Origin of the sequence: Caballeronia sp. LZ035 (assembly GCF_031451175.1) — a bacterium.
Lineage (GTDB): Bacteria > Pseudomonadota > Gammaproteobacteria > Burkholderiales > Burkholderiaceae > Caballeronia.
On record NZ_JARUXS010000004.1, the window covers coordinates 1,524,594 to 1,542,945 of the forward strand.

The 18,352-nt window shown below is 64.8% G+C and carries 18 protein-coding genes; 12 read left to right on the top strand and 6 right to left on the bottom strand.

Translation table 11 applies throughout. The features are described from left to right. The first annotated feature begins 35 nt into the window (after positions 1-35). From QCE88_RS37425 to QCE88_RS37460, 8 genes are read left to right on the top strand one after another with little or no spacing between them, the layout of a single operon-like run. Positions 36-1,253 carry an AAA family ATPase gene (locus QCE88_RS37425; RefSeq protein WP_309910696.1) on the top strand — a complete coding sequence of 406 codons (1,218 nt, stop codon included), beginning with the start codon at positions 36-38 and terminating at the stop codon, positions 1,251-1,253. Further along, the gene (locus QCE88_RS37430; RefSeq protein ID WP_309910697.1) at positions 1,253-2,659 is read left to right on the top strand and encodes a CpaF family protein; all 1,407 of its coding nucleotides are present in this window, start codon (positions 1,253-1,255) and stop codon (positions 2,657-2,659) included. Before QCE88_RS37425 ends, QCE88_RS37430 begins: the two co-directional genes overlap by 1 nt. Further along, positions 2,656-3,630: a type II secretion system F family protein gene (locus QCE88_RS37435; RefSeq protein WP_309910698.1), complete on the top strand. Its 975-nt coding sequence runs from the start codon at positions 2,656-2,658 to the stop codon at positions 3,628-3,630. Before QCE88_RS37430 ends, QCE88_RS37435 begins: the two co-directional genes overlap by 4 nt. Then, complete coding sequence (locus tag QCE88_RS37440) at positions 3,627-4,586, top strand: type II secretion system F family protein (protein ID WP_309910699.1); 960 nt, start codon at positions 3,627-3,629, stop codon at positions 4,584-4,586. The genes QCE88_RS37435 and QCE88_RS37440 overlap by 4 nt, the downstream gene beginning before the upstream one ends. Beyond that, entirely contained in the window at positions 4,583-5,473 is an 891-nt protein-coding gene (locus QCE88_RS37445) for a tetratricopeptide repeat protein (RefSeq protein ID WP_309910700.1), read from the top strand. Before QCE88_RS37440 ends, QCE88_RS37445 begins: the two co-directional genes overlap by 4 nt. Continuing rightward, positions 5,470-5,979 carry a TadE/TadG family type IV pilus assembly protein gene (locus QCE88_RS37450; protein ID WP_309910702.1) on the top strand — a complete coding sequence of 170 codons (510 nt, stop codon included), beginning with the start codon at positions 5,470-5,472 and terminating at the stop codon, positions 5,977-5,979. Before QCE88_RS37445 ends, QCE88_RS37450 begins: the two co-directional genes overlap by 4 nt. Then, entirely contained in the window at positions 5,976-6,635 is a 660-nt protein-coding gene (locus tag QCE88_RS37455) for a TadE/TadG family type IV pilus assembly protein (protein ID WP_309910704.1), read from the top strand. Before QCE88_RS37450 ends, QCE88_RS37455 begins: the two co-directional genes overlap by 4 nt. 55 nt (positions 6,636-6,690) lie before the next feature. Then, a complete protein-coding gene (locus QCE88_RS37460) occupies positions 6,691-8,502 on the top strand; it encodes a VWA domain-containing protein (RefSeq protein WP_309910705.1) in 1,812 nt (603 codons plus the stop codon). Positions 8,503-8,506: 4 nt separating this feature from the next. Here QCE88_RS37460 and QCE88_RS37465 read toward each other — a convergent pair whose 3' ends face one another. Next, the gene (locus tag QCE88_RS37465; RefSeq protein WP_309910707.1) at positions 8,507-8,950 is read right to left on the bottom strand and encodes a low affinity iron permease family protein; all 444 of its coding nucleotides are present in this window, start codon (positions 8,948-8,950) and stop codon (positions 8,507-8,509) included. A 58-nt stretch (positions 8,951-9,008) separates the two neighbouring features. Here QCE88_RS37465 and QCE88_RS37470 point away from each other — a divergent pair, with 58 nt between their 5' ends. Continuing rightward, entirely contained in the window at positions 9,009-9,581 is a 573-nt protein-coding gene (locus QCE88_RS37470) for a DNA-3-methyladenine glycosylase (protein WP_309910709.1), read from the top strand. Between the two features lie 4 nt (positions 9,582-9,585). Here QCE88_RS37470 and QCE88_RS37475 read toward each other — a convergent pair whose 3' ends face one another. Genes QCE88_RS37475 through QCE88_RS37490 form a run of 4 tightly spaced genes read right to left on the bottom strand, consistent with a single transcriptional unit; the run spans position 9,586 to position 14,204 of the window. Beyond that, on the bottom strand, positions 9,586-10,797 hold the full coding sequence (locus QCE88_RS37475; RefSeq protein ID WP_309910710.1) for an ABC transporter substrate-binding protein: 1,212 nt from the start codon (positions 10,795-10,797) through the stop codon (positions 9,586-9,588). A gap of 43 nt (positions 10,798-10,840) precedes the next feature. Further along, positions 10,841-11,554, bottom strand: a complete 714-nt coding sequence (locus tag QCE88_RS37480) for an ABC transporter ATP-binding protein (protein ID WP_409018308.1) — start codon at positions 11,552-11,554, stop codon at positions 10,841-10,843. Beyond that, entirely contained in the window at positions 11,545-12,327 is a 783-nt protein-coding gene (locus tag QCE88_RS37485) for an ABC transporter ATP-binding protein (protein WP_309910712.1), read from the bottom strand. Before QCE88_RS37485 ends, QCE88_RS37480 begins: the two co-directional genes overlap by 10 nt. Further along, entirely contained in the window at positions 12,324-14,204 is a 1,881-nt protein-coding gene (locus QCE88_RS37490; protein ID WP_309910713.1) for an ABC transporter permease, read from the bottom strand. Before QCE88_RS37490 ends, QCE88_RS37485 begins: the two co-directional genes overlap by 4 nt. Positions 14,205-14,404: 200 nt before the next feature. Between QCE88_RS37490 and QCE88_RS37495 the strand changes: the two genes are divergently transcribed. The 3 genes from QCE88_RS37495 to QCE88_RS37505 all read left to right on the top strand — a co-directional run bounded on the left by QCE88_RS37495 (position 14,405) and on the right by QCE88_RS37505 (position 17,464). Next, the gene (locus QCE88_RS37495) at positions 14,405-14,599 is read left to right on the top strand and encodes a hypothetical protein (RefSeq protein WP_309910715.1); all 195 of its coding nucleotides are present in this window, start codon (positions 14,405-14,407) and stop codon (positions 14,597-14,599) included. Between the two features lie 139 nt (positions 14,600-14,738). Then, positions 14,739-16,070 (top strand): glutamine synthetase family protein, encoded by a 1,332-nt coding sequence (locus QCE88_RS37500; RefSeq protein WP_309910717.1) that lies wholly within the window; start codon positions 14,739-14,741, stop codon positions 16,068-16,070. A 17-nt stretch (positions 16,071-16,087) separates the two neighbouring features. Further along, complete coding sequence (locus QCE88_RS37505; RefSeq protein ID WP_309910719.1) at positions 16,088-17,464, top strand: aspartate aminotransferase family protein; 1,377 nt, start codon at positions 16,088-16,090, stop codon at positions 17,462-17,464. Here QCE88_RS37505 and QCE88_RS37510 read toward each other — a convergent pair. After that, the gene (locus QCE88_RS37510; protein ID WP_309910721.1) at positions 17,448-18,344 is read right to left on the bottom strand and encodes a LysR family transcriptional regulator; all 897 of its coding nucleotides are present in this window, start codon (positions 18,342-18,344) and stop codon (positions 17,448-17,450) included. The genes QCE88_RS37505 and QCE88_RS37510 overlap by 17 nt on opposite strands. Positions 18,345-18,352 lie beyond the last annotated feature (8 nt).

The window sequence follows — 18,352 nt, forward strand, 5'->3', positions numbered from 1 at the left end:
CAACGCGACACAGCCAGAGGCACACAAGGCCAGCCATGAGCACAGAGTTCTCCTTTTCGAAGTCCAAGTCCGGCACGCGTAACGCCGACTTCATCGCCTTCGTGTCCGATCGCAAGACTGAGCAGATCGTGAAGAGCTTCGTGCTCGAACAGGCGATGCCGCACGCGCACATCGTCATGGGCAATGTCGATGACGCCATTGCCTATCTCGCCAAGGTCGACCGCTCGCCGCTCTTCCTGCTGGTGGACCTGCAGGAATCGGTGATGCCGCTGTCCGACCTCGGTCGCCTCGCCGAAGTGTGCGAACCGTCGGTGCATGTGGTGGCGCTCGGCGAGCGCAACGACGTCGGCCTGTTCCGCAGCCTGCTCAAGATCGGCGTGCGCGACTACCTGGTCAAGCCGATCACGGTGGAACTGCTCAAGCGCACCATCAACGTGTCCGAAGGCAAGGTCAGCCCGGTGATGCTCGCGCGCGCCGGCAAGACGATCGCTTTTGCAGGCGCGCGCGGCGGCGTCGGCGTGACCACGCTCGCGCTCAATGTCGCACGGCATCTGTCCGAGGACACGCACCGCCGCGTCGCCTATGTCGATCTGAACCTGCACGGCGGCGCGGCCAACTCCATGCTCGGGCTGCAAAGCAACAACGGGCTCATCGACGTGCTGCAGAACGTGCATCGCCTCGATCCGCAATACGTCGAGCGCACGCTGGTCGCCAAGGGCAGCCGGCTCTTCATGCTGTCGGCGGAACACGAGTACGGCGCCACGCGGCCATTCGGCGCCGGCGCATTGCCGCGCGTCCTCGAACTGCTGTGCGACAGCTTTCACTACGTCATCCTCGACATCGGCACGGTGACCGACCCGCTCGCGCAAGAAGCCTTCGATCACGCCGCGCGCGTCTATCTGGTGGCCGACCGCTCGGTCCATTCGACGCGCGAGACGATCCGTCTTCTGCGCCACATCGAGGACCGCGACAGCAATCCGCCCACGTCGCTTCTGCTCAACAACCCGAACGCCGTGTCGAGCGGCAAGGTGCAGTCGAACGACTTCATGACCGCCACCGGCCGCACTGTGCTGTACGAGATCCCGTTCGAAGCGAAGTCACTCGCGATCGCCGAGAACCTCGGCGAAGCGCCGAAGGAAAAAGCGGCGAACGGGTTCAATCAGATGATCACCCGCATCGGCGGTGATCTCACCGGGCAGCAAATGAACGCCGAGCGCTCGTTCTTCCAGAAGCTCCGGCTCAGGAGAGGCTGATGTTCGGACAGAAGCAGGTTTCCCGCCTGGCCGACGACGCGGACGCGGCGACCGGCGCCGAGGCCGCGCCAGTCGCTGAGGCGCCGAAGCCGGTTGCCGCGGTCGCGCCCTCCATACGTCAGCACGCGCCGGAAGGCAGCGAAGTGCTGGTGCGTTCGGACCTCTTCAAAGTGATTCGCAACGGCGTGTTCACCGCGATGAACCCGTCGGCCGCCGTCGGCAAGACGCGCGAGCAGATGAAGCCAGCCGTCGAACAGCTCGTGCTGGACGTGGCGGAGCGCGAGCGGCTCAACGTGACGATCTCGGAACAGGCGCAGATCGTCGGCGAATTGCTGAACGACATGTTCGGCCTTGGTCCGATCGAGCCGCTGCTCGCCGACGACACCATCACCGACGTGCTGGTGAACGGCCCCGATCAGGTCTGGGTGGAACGGCACGGCCGCCTCGAGCTGACCAACTGCAAGTTTCGCGACAACACCCACGTGACCAACGTGGCGCAGCGCATTGCGGCGGGCGTCGGCCGTCGCGTCGATGAAAGCAGCCCGATGGTCGATGCCCGTCTCGCCGACGGCAGCCGGGTGAACGTCGTCCTGCCGCCGCTCGCGATCCACGGCGCCTCGATCTCCATCCGGAAGTTTTCCAAGCGCAACATCACGCTGCACCGCATGGCGCAGCAGGGCAACCTGTCCGCCACGATGGCCACCGTGCTCAAGCTCGCAAGCACCTGCCGGCTCAACGTCATCGTGTCGGGCGGCACGGGCTCGGGCAAGACGACGCTGCTCAACGCGCTGTCGCACTTCATTGGCCATGGCGAACGCACGGTGACGATCGAGGACGCGGCCGAACTGCAACTCGTGCAGCCGCACGTCGTCAGTCTGGAAACGCGTCCCGAGAATGCCGAAGGGCTCGGCGCGGTGACGCAGCGCGATCTCGTGCGCAATGCGCTGCGGATGCGCCCCGACCGCATCATCCTCGGCGAAACCCGCGGCTCGGAAGCCTTCGACGTGTTGCAGGCGATGAACACCGGCCACGACGGCTCGATGACCACGATCCACGCGAACACACCGCGCGACGGCATCACGCGTCTCGAATCGATGGTGATGATGGCGAACGGCAACCTGCCCTTGCTGTCGATCCGCCGGCAGATTGCCAGCGCGGTGCACATGATCGTGCAGATCGAGCGGATGCGCGACGGCATGCGGCGCGTCACACGCATCACCGAAGTGGTCGGCATGGAAGGCGAAGTGATCATCACGCAGGATCTGTTCACGTTCCGCTATGACGCGAGCGCCTACAGCGAGGAAGTGAAAGGCGTGTTCGAAACAGGCTCCGTGCGCCCCGCCTTCGCCGCCCGCGCTGCCTACTACGGTCTAGAGGATGCGCTGCTGGAGGCGATGCGCCCATGACTTCCGTCGACCTGCTCACGTTTGGCGCGTTCGCCGTTGTCCTGCTGGTCGGCATCATGCTGCTGGTGCTGCAGGACATGCGCAAACAACGCCCCGATGCCCGTATCCAGGCACGCCTGCAGGCCGATTTTCCGGCCGGCGGCCAGCAACTCCGAGACGCGCGTCATGACGTCTCCGATCTCTTCACCGTCAGCCGCAATGACAACCTGCTGAGCCGCTGGTTCGGGCCGAAGCTCGCGCGCCTGAAGACCGTGGCCGGTGCGAAGGGCCCGCGCATCGTGATCGTGACGGCAATCCTGGCCGCGCTCGTTGCGCTCGTCATGTGCAACCTGATGACACTGCCCGCGTTCGCGACGCCCGCGTTGCTGATCGGCCTTCCGCTGCTGGGCATCGTGCAGTCATACCGCTTCCTCGTCGAGCGCTTCAAGCGACGCTTTCTCGAAGGCTTTCCCGATCTCATCGACCTGATCGTGCGTGCGGTGCGCTCGGGCGTTCCCGTGACGCACGTGATGGGCGTCGCTTCGAGCGAATGCGCCGAGCCGCTCAAAAGCGAATTCAGGCTGATGGGCGATGGGCTGAAAGTCGGTCTCGACCTCGAAGAAGTACTGGCTACGGCGGTCGCGCGCATCGGCATCGCGGATTTTTCGTTCTTCTGTGTCTGTTTGCTGCTGCAGCGCGAGACCGGTGGCCAGCTTGGCGAAACCCTCGAAAACCTCGCGGGCATCGTCCGCAAGCGCCGTGAGATTCGTCAGAAAACCAAGGCGTTGACGGGCGAAGCGCGCATCACCACCAAGATCCTCGCTTCGGTGCCCTTCTTCATCCTGGGCAGCATGTTCGTGCTCAACCGGTCATATCTGATGGTGCTGTTCGATACCTCGGCGGGACAGAAAGTGCTGACGTGCGCCGCCGTTTTCCTCATGTTGGGATTGAGCGTCGTTCACAAGATGTCGAAACTGGATACCGCGCGATGAGTCAGGACAGCATCGAAACACTGATCAACCTGCTGATGCTGCTGGCGCTCGTCGTCGGCATCATTCTCTGGTGGGCGACCAAGCACGGCGGCGCGCGCGGGCGCATCGCCGAGCGCACGCGGCAGGCCGCCGTCGTGCAGCGCAACGAACGCGTGGCGGTGGAAGAGGACAACGACGACAGCCGCATGGCGCGTCTCGCGCAGCGCCTCGCCCGCCTGGGTGACCGTCTGCCGCTGTTCGACGCCAAGTACCGCGCCAAATTGCGCACGCAGATGATCCGCAGCGGCTATCGCAGCCAGTCGGCGGTATCCGTGCTGCTCGCCATCAAGTTCGTCGTCGGCCTCATCTGCGCCGCGTTCGCGGTGATGCTGGGCTCGCATATTCCCGTGGTCGGCGGCTATCCGGCGGTGCGCGGCGTCATGATGCTGCTCGTATTCGTGGTCGGCATGATCCTGCCGGAGTACGTGATCGGTTTCTTCGCCTCGCGGCGGCGCAAGGCCATGGCTTCGTGCCTGCCTGATGCGCTCGACCTGCTGGTCATCTGCACGAACGCGGGTAATAGTCTCGGCGTGTCGATCCGGCGCGTAGCCGACGAATTGACGACCATCTGCCCGCCCCTGTCGGACGAATTTTCGCTGACCGCCGACGAACTCAAGCTCTCGGGCGAGAGCACGCGCGCGTTGCAGGCGCTCGCCGATCGCATCGATCTGCCGTCGATCCGCGCGCTCATCTCCACGCTCACTCAGTCGATGCGCTACGGCACGCCGATCACGCAGGCGTTGCGCACGCTGTCGCACACCGAACGGCTCGCGCATATCGTCTCGATCGAGGAAAAGGCGGCCAAGCTCGCACCCAAGATGGCCGTGCCGATGATGCTCTTCATCTTGCCCGCGGTGATGCTGATCGCCGCCGGCCCGGCCGCCATACAACTCATCAGCGTCTTTACAAAACAATGAAGACCACACTACTTTCCCATTTCGCCACGCGGCGCGTGGGCGTCGCCGCCTGCGTCACGCTCGCCATCGCGCTCGGCGCGTGCACGACCACGACCACGACCCGCCAGAGCGTCGAAAGCCGCCCCGTCATGCGCAACTCGGCGCCCAGCACGATGAGCGAGTTGCGTATCGCAGATACGGCGCTCGATTCCGGCAACATCGAACTCGCGACCTCGCTCTACGAGAAAGCGGTGCAAGCGGATCCGCACTCGGTCGCCGGCCTCACCGGCCTCGGCAATACGCTCTACGCGGTGGGCGACTTCACGCGCGCAGGCGTCTATTACGATCGCGCCAGCAAGAGCGAGGCGAACGCGCCTGCGCCGCTCATCGGACTCGCGCGCGTCGCGATGCGCCAGCGCCGCTTCGATGACGCCATCTCGACGTACAGGCGCCTGCTCACGCTGATGCCGGACGATCCGCTCGCCTCGGCCGGACTCGGCGCCGCGCTCGACATGAACGGCGATCACCAGGGCGCTCAGGCCTTGTTGCGGCAGGCGCTCAGAAAGAACCCCGGCGATCCGCTGATCTCGGTGAACCTCGGCTTGTCGCTGATTCTCGGCGGCGATCCGCGCGAAGGCGCGAACGTGCTGCTCGACGTCACGCGTTTCCCCGCCGCGCCGCCGCAGGCGCGCCAGGATCTCGCGCTCGCCTACGGCCTGCTCGGCAACCGGGAAGCGGCCGCCGAGATTTTGTCGCGCGACCTGCCGAAGGCATCGGTCGAAGACAACCTGCGCTACTACGACATGCAGCGCGAAATGCTGGGGCAACGCACGTCGTCGATCTCCCCGGCAACGTCCACACCGGCCGCCATTCCGACGGCCCAGGTACAGACGACGCGTCTCAAATGAATCCGTCCGCACGCCGCCCGTCGCGTCCCCCGCTCTTCGCGAAGCAATTGCTGCGCGACGAACGTGGCATTGCGTCGATCGAATTCGCGTTCGTCGGGATCATTGCGATGATCCTTTTCATCGGTACGGTCGAGATTGCGCTGGAGATGATCGCCGATGCATCGGTGCAGGCCGCGGCGCAGGCTGCATCGCGTGTCGGCTTGACCACGACTGCGCCGAGCTCCGGCACGCGGGTGCAGAAGGCGCAGTCGATCGTCGAAAACATCCTCAGCGGATGGCGTAACGTCGGCGCGACCATCACGGTCAGCGAATTGAATTACGGCAGCTACGGCTACGGCAATGTCGCCAGCGCGGGCTACTCGCCGACGCAGGACATGGGCGGATATGGCGATGTGGTCGTCTACAACATCAAGCTCACGATGCCCGGCATCACCGGCGTGCCCAAGCTCTTCGGCATCAGTCAGCTGACCTTCCAGCGCAACTACCTCGTGCAGAACGAAAAATGACAACGACCCGCGAAACAGCCCGATCCATCGCGGCGAAACTTCGCCGCGTGCTGCGCTCGGATCGCGGCAGCGTGTCGATCGAGTTCGTGATCATCGTGCCGCTGATGCTGCTGGTGATGCTCGGCTTCACCGAGATCTACCTGTATATCCGCGCGGTCAGCGCCGTGGATCGCACGGCCTTCACGCTCGCCAATACCATTGGTCAGATGACCTCGGTCATCGCCGACAACAACGACACCACCGATGCGAACAGCTATGGCTCGCTGTGGCAGGACGCGGTGCTGCTCGCTGCGCCGTATCAGTTGAAGACAAGCGGCATGGTGTACGTGACGTTCGTGTGCGATCCCGATTCCAGCAGCAAGTGCAAGGACATGGATACCTCCATGACGACCGTCACGCCGAAGGTTCAATGGACGGCCTCCCCGCCTTCATGGACCAACAGCCGAGCTTCAGGCATGGCGTCCAAGGTGTCGAGCACGGCGCCGTTGCCCAGTACGTGGCCGTTTCGCACCGGGGATTCGGCGATCATCGTGGAAGTGTTCATGTCGTACAACCCGTTCGTCATGACCTCCACGCTCATCCCGGGGCTGCCGGGACAGCAGACCGTGTACCGCCGCGTGTATGTGCGGCCGCGTGCGCCACGAGCGTTCTATTGACGCTCGCGGAATCACGGGTTCGCACATGACAATCAAACGAAAGGGATACCGCTTCATGACGATTTCGTCGACGCTACGCTCATGCAACCGGCTGCGGAAAGACGCAGAGGGCGGCGTCGCGATCATGTTCGCGATGTGCGCGAGCATCATGATCGGCTCCATGTGCGTGGCGCTGGACGCGATCAATGTCGTGATGACACAGGGCCACATGCAGATGGCGCTCGATGTGGCCACGTTGTCGTCCGGCGTCGACCTCCAGCGCTTCGGCAACACGCCGAGCGGCGCCAGCCTCACCGTCTGGCAGAAGGACGCGCGCGCGTACTACGACGCGAACAGTCCCTCCGGCATGATGGGCTTCACCATGCCTGACGCAAACTTCACCGCGACCGTGACGGGCGCGCCGGCCACCGGGCAGACCATCGCGCTGTCGGCGTCGGGCTCGCTGCCGTTGATGGCGCCGAAGGTGTTCACCCAGACAACCGGGAGCGGCAGCGGCTCGGGCAGCGGGTCCGGCAGCGGCACGCCGACGCCCGATACCTCCACGGTCTCCGCCAGCAACACCGCCATGCGGCTGCCGCAAAGCACGCTCGAACTGGTCATGGTGCTGGACAATACCGGCTCGATGAACGACCCCGCCAACGGCAAGTCCGGCGCGACCAAAATGAGCGGCCTGAAAGACGCCGCCAATTCGCTGATCACCGATCTGCTGCCGACGGGCACCACCACGAGCAAGAGCTACGTCGGCCTGGTGCCGTTCGCGAGCACGGTCAACACGACGGGCGCATTGTCGTCCAGTGGCAGCTGGCTCAGCTCCGTCCTGCCGACCTACAACACCACCGGCATCACGACCAGCGCGTGGAGCGGCTGCCCGATCGAGCCGCGCACCGGCAACAATCTTTCGCCGGAAGCCTATTCGCCGAAGGACACGCGCAAGTTCCAGCGCTACTACTACAACGTGCCGCCGAGCAAGCTGCAGATCGTCGCCTACAGTTCGTCCAGCCGATACAACGCGTGCAATACGACCGGCAGCACGACGGCATCCGTATCGAGCGTTCCGGTGACGCTCGGCTCGTCCGGCTCGGCGAACCGCTGCAACAATCCCCCGGCGGGTCAGGGCACGGGCATCGGCACGCAGTTCGATGAAACCAACACGAGCGGACAAACGCTCACGCAGAACTCGAGCTGCCTCGGAACCTCGATGACCTTCCTCACGCAGAACGCGACCACGCTCAGCACCGCGGTCGGGAAGATGACGCCTTCGGGATCCACCATCATTCCGACGGGACTGCTGTGGGGCTGGCGCATGCTGGAGCCGTCATGGTCGCCGAACGTGGCGGGCACGAACAACGGCTGGCTGTCTACCGACCCGAGCCTGCCGAAGCCCACCGACGGCTCGGTGCAGAACCTCCAGCGCGTGATGATCGTCCTCACCGACGGCCAGAATCAGATCGGCGCAGCGGGCTCCATTCCCAATACGCTCTATTTCAACGGACTGTCGGGCGTAGGAACCAACAGCCTCTCGGCGCCGACGGTGTTCCGCCCCGACGGCAGCAACATGTCGAACGCACTCACGGATTCGTCGGAGTTGCACGGCGGCGATCCGGTCGACGACTCGAGCGGCAACGGCGCGGGCTATCCCGATGACGTGAACGCGTACCAGCAAGCCATCTGTACGGCGATCAAGGCGAGCGGCATCACAGTCTATGCAATCACCTTCGGCGCATCGGCATCCAGTTCGAGCGCGCAGGTCACCATGCAGAACTGCGCGAGTCCGGGCAACTATTACCACGCGCCCGACAACTCCACGCTCGATGACATCTTCCAGCAGATCGCGGGCAACCTCGGCGTGCTGCGCCTGACCAAATGACGCGCTACCGCTCCGCTTCGCCGGAGCGGTTCTGGTCGCGCTCGAACGCCGGCATGTCGATATCGCTATTCGCCGAACGCAGACCCTCACGCGCTTCCTGCGCAAGCTTCTCGTAACGTTTGCGGAACACGGCGAGTTCCTTCTCGTCGAGTTCTTCGAGATCCAGCAGCGCGTTGTGCGCGCGGTCCATCGCGCGGATCAGCTCGTCGAGCTTGATCTGCATCGCGGCGGTATCGCGGTTCTGAGTGTTCTGGATCAAAAACACCATCAGGAACGTGACGATGGTCGTCGACGTATTGATGACGAGTTGCCACGTATCGCTGAAATGGAACATCGGGCCCGAGATCGCCCAGACGATCACCAGCACGACCGCAATGACAAAGGTCGATGCGTGGCCCGCCACCTGCGCGAGCGCGTTCGAGAATCTGAGAAACCATGAGGTTTTCATTCGGCGTCTCCTGAGCGTTGGCGGACGTGGCGTCCACGCACGACTTAGAATAGCGTTCGTGAACCCCCAGCCCACTCCCATCGATTTCTACGCACCCTCCGAGATCGTCGCGCAACGCCTGATCGGCGCGATCGTGACGGTGGACGGCGTCGGCGGCCGCATCGTCGAAACCGAAGCCTACGACCGCGAAGATCCCGCGTCGCATACCTTCTCCGGCCCGACACCGCGCAATGCAGCAATGTTCGGGCCGCCCGCGCATGTGTATGTCTATCGCTCGTATGGGATCCACTGGTGCATGAACTTCGTCTGCCGGGAACCGGGCCACGGCGCGGGCGTGCTGATCCGCGCAATCGAACCGCTGACCGGCCTCGATGTCATGCGCCAGCGGCGCGGCCTCGAACCCGTGAAGCTGCTCTGCTCGGGACCGGGACGCCTGGGGCAGGCGCTCGCCATCACGCACCGGAACAACGGCATGTCGCTGTACGAGCCGCCGTTTCACATCGAGCCGCCCGAGGAAGACTTTGCCATCGTAAGCGGCCCGCGCATCGGTCTCACCAAGGCCGTGGACGTGCCCTGGCGCTTCGGGCTTGCCGGCTCGAAATTCGTCAGCAAGCCCTTTCCGAAGTCCTGACGCGTTACTCCGCCGGACGCAGCTTCTTCACCTCGGCGTCCGAGGGCTGGACGCTTGCGCCGTCCACGTAGCGGAACGAAGTCATCACACCCTTGCCGTCCTTCTGCCCCGTCACGCCCACATACGCGCCCATGGTCGACTGATTGTCCTGCGGGCGGTACGTGATGGGCCCGAACGGCGTGTTCACCGGCAGGCCCTTGAACGCGGCGGCAAGCTTGTCAGCATCGGGCGAACCGGCTTTCTTCAGGCCGTTGGCAATCGACATCATCGCGGTGTAGCCGACCACCGAGCCGAGCCGCGGATAGTCGTGATACTTCGCCTCATAGGCCGCGACGAACTTCTTGTTCTCGGGCGTATCGATCGAATACCACGGATAACCCGTCACGATCCACCCCACAGGCGCTTCCTTGCCCAGCGGATCGAGATAATCGGGCTCGCCCGTCAGCAGCGACACCACCGCCCGATCCTTGAACAGACCACGCGTATTGCCCTCGCGCACGAACTTGCCCAGGTCCGCGCTGAACAGCACGTTGAAGATGGCGTCGGGCTTCGCGTCGGCGAGCGCCTGCGTCACCGCGCCGGCGTCCACGTTGCCGAGCGGCGTCGCCTGGTCCGCGACGAACTCGACATCCGGCTGCGCGGCCTTCAACAGGCGCTTGAAGGTCGCGACTGCTGATTGCCCGTACTCGTAGTTCGGGTACACCAGCGCCCAGCGCTTCTTGTGGAGCTTCGCCGCTTCGGGCACCAGCATCGCCACCTGCATGTAGGTGGACGGCCGCAGACGATACGTGTACCTGTTGCCGTCCTGCCAGACGATCTTGTCGGTGAGCGGTTCCGCCGCCAGGAAGAAGATGCGCCGCTGCTTCGCATAATCGGCGAGCGCGAGACCCGTGTTCGACAGATAGCCGCCGAACAACAGCTTCACCTGCTCGCGCGTGACGAGTTCCTGCGCGACGCGCACCGTATCGCCAGGATTGCCGTTGTCGTCGCGCGAGACGACTTCCAGCTTGTTGCCGTTGACGCCGCCCGCCGCGTTGATCTCGTCCAGTGCGAGATTCCAGCCGTTCCTGTAGGGCATGAGAAACGCTGGCTGGGCCTTGTAGCTGTTGATCTCGCCGATCTTGATGGTGTCGGCACGCGCGGCGCCGATACTCGCGGCAAGCACCGCGGTCGCGGCAAGCGTCAGGCGCAGCGGAATGCCCGCACGAATCGTCATGGATGCTTCTCCTCTTTTGAATAAGCGGTTCGGGCGGACGGTGTCATACGCCCAGGAATTCACGGCGCGCGGCATCGTCGCGCGCGAATACGTTCATTGCGCCTGCATGGCGCACCTGGCCTTTCTCGAGCACATACACGCGGTCGCTGACGAGTTCCGCGAAGTGCAGGTTCTGCTCAGACAGCAGGATGGCCAGCCCTTCGCGCTTCAACGTCAGGATCATGTCGGCCATCTGTTCGACGATCACCGGCGCCACCCCTTCCGACGGTTCGTCGAGCAGCACCAGACGGGGATTGCCCATCAGCGTGCGCGACACCGTGAGCATCTGCTGCTCGCCGCCGCTCATGCGGCTCGCACGCCGCTCGCGCATTTCGCCGAGATTCGGAAACACGCGGAACAGCTTCTCCGGCGTCCAGTGCGGGGCGTCTTCGCGCGGCGGCTGACGTCCGGTATCGAGATTCTCCATCACGGTCAGATCGCCGAACACGCGGCGGTCTTCCGGCACATAGCCCAGCCCCTTGCGCGCGATCCGGTGCGGCGCCATGCCGGCGATGTCCTCGCCCATGAACGAGACCGCCCCCGACACACGCGGCAACAGGCCCATCACGGCCTTCATCGTCGTGGACTTGCCTGCGCCGTTGCGGCCCATCAACGCGACGACCTCGCCCCGCCCCACGTCGAAGCCGACGTCGAAGAGAATCTGCGCGCGGCCATAGAAGGCATTCAGTCCGGCAACCTTTAGCAGGCTCATGCCGATTCCCCCGCCGACGCCACGCGCGGCGTGAACGACGCCCCCGTGCCGAGATACACCTCGCGCACGCGGGCATCGTTGCGGATGGTGGCGGCGTCGCCCTGCGCGATCAGACGGCCGCGCGCCAGCACGATCAGCCGGTCGGCATGCGCGAAGACCACGTCCATGCTGTGCTCCGTGAACAGCACACCGATCATGCGCTCCTTCGCGAGCCGCGCGGTCAGCGCCATCAGCGCATTGCGTTCCTGCGGCGCCATGCCGGCGGTCGGCTCGTCCATCAGCAGCAGCTTCGGCCGGTGCGCCAGCGCGATCGCCAGTTCAACGCGCTTCACGTCGCCATAGGCCAGCACCGCGCAACTGCGTCGCGCATGCCCGGCCATGCCGACGAGATCGAGCAGATCCAACGCCTCCTGTTCACGCCACGACGCCACCCGGCCGAACGGATTGAACAGCCGCCGCGCGTGCGAGAGCAGTGCCATCTGCACGTTCTCGAGTACGGTCATCGAGTTGAAGGTCGCGGCAATCTGGAACGTGCGGCCCACGCCGCGCCGCCAGATTTCGCGCGGACGCAATCCGGCGATGTCGTGGCCGTCGAAGCGGATCGTGCCCGAGGTCGGTTTCAGCTGGCCGTTGATCGTGTTGAAGCAAGTGGACTTGCCCGCGCCGTTCGGGCCGATCAGCGCAAGCAGCTGGCCCGCTTCGAGGTCGAAGGAGACGTCGTCCACGGCCTTGACGCCGTCGAAGGACTTCGAGAGATGCGCGACGCTCAGCAGGCTCATGACGCATCCTTGGCGAAGCGCTCGCGCACGAAGCCCGCGATGCCCTGGGGAAACGCGATCACCAGCACCAGGATGGCCGCGCCGAGCAGCGCCTGCCAGTAGTCGGTCTGGCGCGCGACCGTGTCCTGCAGCCACGTGAACACGCTCGCGCCGACGAGCGGCCCGGCAAGCGTCTGGATGCCGCCGAGCAGGACCATCACGAGGCCATCCACCGAGCGTCCGATGCTGATGGCTTCTGGCGAGATATTGCCCTTCGAGAACGCATACAGCGAACCCGCAAAGCCGCACACGAGCGCGGCGGCGACGAACGCCGCCCATTGCACGCGCGCCACGTTCACGCCGATGGCCTCCGCGCGCAACGGCGAGTCGCGGCCCGCGCGCATCGCGAAGCCGAGCGGCGCGAACAGCATACGGCGCAGCAGCCACACGCCGAGCACCGCGAACCCGAGCGTCAGGTAGTAGAACGCCACCGGTGACGACAGCCAGGGCGCCGGCCAGATGCCAAGGATGCCGTTGCTGCCGCCCGTCACCGCATCCCACTGGAACACCACGGACCAGACGATCTGCGCGAACGCGAGCGTGAGCATCGCGAGATAGACGCCGGACAGACGCACGCAAAACCAGCCGAAGACCAGCGCACCGATGACCGCGAGCAGCGGGCCGAGCACGAGCGCGAGTTCCATCGGCAGCGCGAACAGCTTGAGCATCAAGGCCGCGCCATACGCGCCGAGCCCGAAGTACGCTGCGTGCCCGAACGAATGCATGCCGCCCGGACCCATGATGAAGTGCAGGCTCGCGGCGAACAACACGGCGATCATGATCTCGACGAAGAGCACGGGCATGTAAGGAAAAGCGTCGGCGGCGAGGGGCGCTGCCGCCAGCGCGAGCACCCCGGCAGCGGCGGCGAACTTCATCGCCCGCGTGGCGGGCACGAGCGGGCGCTCGGCGGGTGCTGCTGAACGCGCGACGGTTTGCGGACGTCCGAACAGCCCCCAGGGACGCAGCACCAGCACCACCGCCATCACGACGAACTCCGCCACGAGCGTGAACTTCGACAGCGACAAGTCGATGCCCGCAATCGACACATGACCGATGCCGATGCACAGCGCCTTGATCTCGGCGATCAGCAGCGCCGCGACGAACGCGCCGGGAATCGAGCCCATGCCGCCGACCACGACGACCACGAACGCATTGCCGATGGTGTCGAGGTCCAGCGACAGGTTCGCCGACATGCGCGGCGCCTGCAACGCGCCGCCGAGCCCGGCGAGCATTGCGCCGACGCAGAACACGCCGGTGAAGAGCCAGGCCTGATTGACGCCGAGCGCGCCGAGCATTTCCCGATCCGCACTCGCCGCGCGCACGAGCGTGCCCCAGCGCGTGCGCGTCAGCGCATACCAGAGCGCGAGCAGCACCAGCGGGCCGATCACGATCAACGCGAGATCGTAGGTGGGCAGCGCGTGGCCCAGCCATTGCACGGCGCCTTCGAGATGCGGCGCGCGCGGGCCGAACAGGTCTTCGGGGCCCCAGAGCCACAAAGCAGCATCGCGGATGATGAGCACCAGCGCAAACGTGGCGAGCAGGTGAAACAGTTCAGGCGCGCGATAGATGCGCCTCAGCACGATCACCTCGATCGCCGCGCCCAGCAGACCGACCGCCAGCGCCGCGCCGACGAGCGAGGCCCAGAATCCCGCGACGCTCGCGCCGAAGCGGCTGGTGAGGCTGTACGCGAGATACACGCCGAGCATGTACAGCGAGCCATGCGCGAAGTTGACGATGCGCGTGACGCCGAAGATCAGCGAGAGTCCCGAGGCGACGAGAAACAGCGCGCAGGCGTCGGCGAGGCCGTTGACGAGTTGGACGAGCAGGTTCGAGAGCATCAGGCTCGATGACGAAGGGCGGATGACGGACAAAAGAGCCGACATTATCGATGAATTGGGCAACGAAGCCTGAATGAAGCAAAAATCCGCCGTCGCGGATGAATGGAAAAACCGGGGTTGACGGCCTGCATGGCTCGTATATGCTCGCTGTAGGGTCATCGTCAGCCTGGCGATGGCTCTTAACTCGAATGAGTGTCATCGTGACAGTCCAAAGCCCTCTGGCACGCCGGCCCTCGCGCCGCGCCTGCACCGACCGCTGCGGCATGCTTCCCGACTGCCGCTTCCTGTCGGATCTCACCGCCCTGTCCCGCCGCGGCGTGCGGCGGCGCAATGCCATTGCCGCCCGCGCGTTCATCGCCGTGCATTGCGTCGGCGCAGCCTCGCTGCTGCCGTAGCGCCTCTCTCCTTTCCCTTCGCTGACTGATTTTTATTGACCGCTACGCACGCGGAATCCGCGCGCGTCGTCCTTTTGCGCACTCGCGACGCTTCGCGAGCGCCGGGACGCGTGCGCCCTGAACACACGAGAGCACCCTCATGGACCGCATCGACGAATTCCTGCGACACCATCACATCACCGAAGTGGAGGCGATCATTCCCGACATGGCGGGCACCGCGCGCGGCAAGATCATTCCGCGCAGCAAGTTCGAGTCGGGCGAGCCGATGCGCCTGCCGCAAGCCGTGATGCTGCAAACCGTGACGGGCGATTACCCCGAGACCGGCATCACCGGCGTCACCGATCCCGACATGATCTGCGTGCCCGATCCCGACACGATCCGCCTGATTCCGTGGGCCACCGATCCCACCGCGCAGGTGATCCACGATTGCGTGCACTTCGACGGCACGCCGGTCGCCATCTCCCCGCGGCGCGTGCTGCGCCAGGTGCTGCAACAATTCGCAACGAAAGGCTGGCGTCCGGTAGTCGCGCCCGAGCTGGAATTCTTTCTCGTCGACATGAACCGCGACCCGGACCTGCCGCTCAAGCCGCCGGTCGGCCGCACGGGTCGCGCGGAAACCGGACGCCAGGCGTATTCCATCGACGCCGTCAACGAATTCGATCCGCTCTTCGAGGACATCTACGAGTATTGCGAGGTGCAGGAACTGGAGGTGGACACGCTCATCCATGAAGTCGGCGCGGCGCAGATGGAAATCAACTTCATGCACGGCGATGCATTGAATCTCGCGGACCGTGTGTTCCTGTTCAAGCGCACCGTGCGCGAGGCGGCGCTGCGCCACCAGATGTACGCCACCTTCATGGCCAAGCCGATGGAGAACGAGCCCGGCTCGGCCATGCACGTGCACCAGAGCCTCGTCGATGCCGAAACCGGCCGCAATCTCTTCTCCGGCCGCGACGGCGAACCCACCGGCCTGTTCTATAGCTATATCGCCGGCTTGCAGAAATACACGCCCGCGCTAATGCCCATTTTTGCGCCGTACATCAATTCGTACCGCCGGCTGTCGCGCTTCATGGCCGCGCCGATCAACGTGCAATGGGGCTACGACAACCGCACCGTGGGCTTTCGCGTACCGCATGCCGCACCGCAGGCGCGACGCATCGAGAACCGCATTCCCGGCGTGGACTGCAATCCGTATCTGGCGATGGCGGCCACGCTCGCGGCGGGTTATCTCGGCATGACGCAGCATCTGGAGCCCACGGCGCCGCTCGCGAGCGACGGCTATCGTCTGCCGTATCAGCTGCCCCGCAATCTCGACGAAGGCCTCACGCTGATGGGCGCATGCCAGCCGCTGGCGGACCTGCTCGGCGAGACTTTCGTGCGCGCGTACCTCGCGCTGAAGGAAACCGAGAACGAAGCGTTCTTCGGCGTCATCAGTTCATGGGAACGCAGACATTTGTTGCTGCACGTTTGAATCAAGGAGACGACAACATGAACGATCGTATCGACTGGACCGCTCATTACCAGGCACTCGACGCCGCGCATCACCTGCATCCGTTCTCCGACATGGGCGCGCTCAATCGCACGGGCAGCCGCGTGATCGTAAAGGGCGAAGGCGTGTATCTGCGGGATTCGGACGGCGTGCGGATCATCGACGGCATGGCGGGGCTATGGTGCGTGAACCTCGGCTATGGACGACAGGAACTCATTGACACCGCCTGCCGGCAGATGCACGAACTGCCCTACTACAACACCTTCTTCAAGACGACGCATCCGCCGGTGGCGGAACTGTCGGCATTGCTCGCGGAACTCATGCCCGCGCGCTTCAACCGCTTCCTGTATTGCAACAGCGGCTCCGAAGCGAACGACACCGCGTTGCGCGCCGTGCATCGCTATTGGGCCGTGCAAGGCAAGCCGGAAAAGCGCCATGTGATCGCGCGCCACAACGCGTATCACGGCTCGACCATCGCGGCCGCGACGCTCGGCGGCATGGCCGGCATGCACGAGCAGATGCCTTCGAAGCTCGAACACGTCGCGCACATCGGCCAGCCCTACTGGTTCGGCGGAGGCGGCACGATGGAGCCACACACCTTCGGGCTGGTGTGCGCGCGTCAGCTCGAAGCGAAGATCCTCGAACTCGGCGCGGACAACGTCGCGGCGTTCATCGGCGAACCGTTCCAGGGCGCGGGCGGCGTGATCTTTCCGCCTGCGAGCTACTGGCCGGAAATCCAGCGCATCTGCCGCGAGCATGACGTGCTGCTGATTGCCGATGAAGTGATCGGCGGTTTCGGGCGCACCGGTGAATGGTTCGCGCATGAGCACTTCGGCTTCGAGCCGGATGTCATCACGATGGCCAAGGGCATCACAAGCGGCTATGTGCCGATGGGCGCCGTCGCGCTCTCGGATGCCATCGCGGAGGCGATCATCGCAGGCGGCGAATTCAATCACGGCTTCACGTATTCCGGGCATCCGCTCGCGGCCGCGGTAGCCGTGACGAACCTGAACCTGTTGCGCGACGAAGGCATCGTGACGCGCGTCAGGCACGATACCGGGCCTTATTTCCAGAAGCGTCTGAGCGAGGCGCTCGCGGGTCATCCGATCGTCGGCGAGATCGCGGGAACGGGGCTCGTCGCGGGTATTCAGCTCGCGGAGGATCCGGCCACGCGCAAGCGCTTCGACGACGCCGATGCAATCGGCACGCTGTGTCGTGACTTCTCGTTCGAAGGCAATCTCGTCATGCGCGCGAGCGACGACCGCATGTTGCTGTCACCGCCGCTGGTGGTCACGCATGCCGAGATCGACGAGATCGTGGAGAAGGCGTGCGCGGCCATCGACGCCACCGCGCACGCCATCAGGCGCGCCGCTTGACGAAGTAGTCCGCCGCCATGTGCCGGAAGGCCGTGACGGCGGGATTATCCTGATCCGTGCGCCACGCCATGCTCATTTCCGCGTGAACGGTATGGCCCGCGATTTCCCTGAACGCGACGTTGTCATAGTGAAAACGCTGCGACGATGCGGGCAGGATCGACACGCCCAGTCCCGCGCGCACGAGCGAAAGAATGGTCGGCGTCTGGTCGATGTATTGCGTGAAATGCGGCGTCACGTCCTCGGCCGCGAGGAGGCCCATGATGCGGTCATGGAAGTATTTGCCATGCGCGGGCGAGTGCATGATGAAGGCCTGCTCGTGCAGTTGCCTGAGTTCCAGTTGCGGGAAGGCGCACAGTGCGTGTCCGGCGGGCAAGGCGACGATCATCGGCTCGCGCTCGACCAGCATGAACTCCACTTTCTGCCGTGACGGCAGCGGCCGCAGAAAACCCAGGTCGATGGCATTGGCCTCGAAGCCCTCGATCTGCGCCACCGAGATCATCTCCAGCAGCACGACATCGATATCCGGCAAGTGCTGCTTCGCCGCGACGAGCAAGCCGGGAATCAGCTCGTAGCCCGCCGCGCCGGTGAACGCGATGCGCACCCGCCCCGTCTTGCCGGTGCTGGCGCGCCGCACCGTGCTCTCGGCCTGGTCGGAAAGATTCAGCAGACGCGTGGCATCGGCGAGGAACACGCGGCCTTCCGTGGTCAACCTGACCGTGCGGCCGATGCGTTCGAACAGCTGCACGCCCAGGTTCTCTTCGAGCAGATGTATCTGGCGCGAGAGCGGAGGCTGCGTCATGTTGAGCAGCGCCGCGGCGCGCCTGAAGTTCAGTTCAGTCGCCGCGGCAACGAAGCAACGTACTTGTCCGAGATCGAGCATTCGTCATC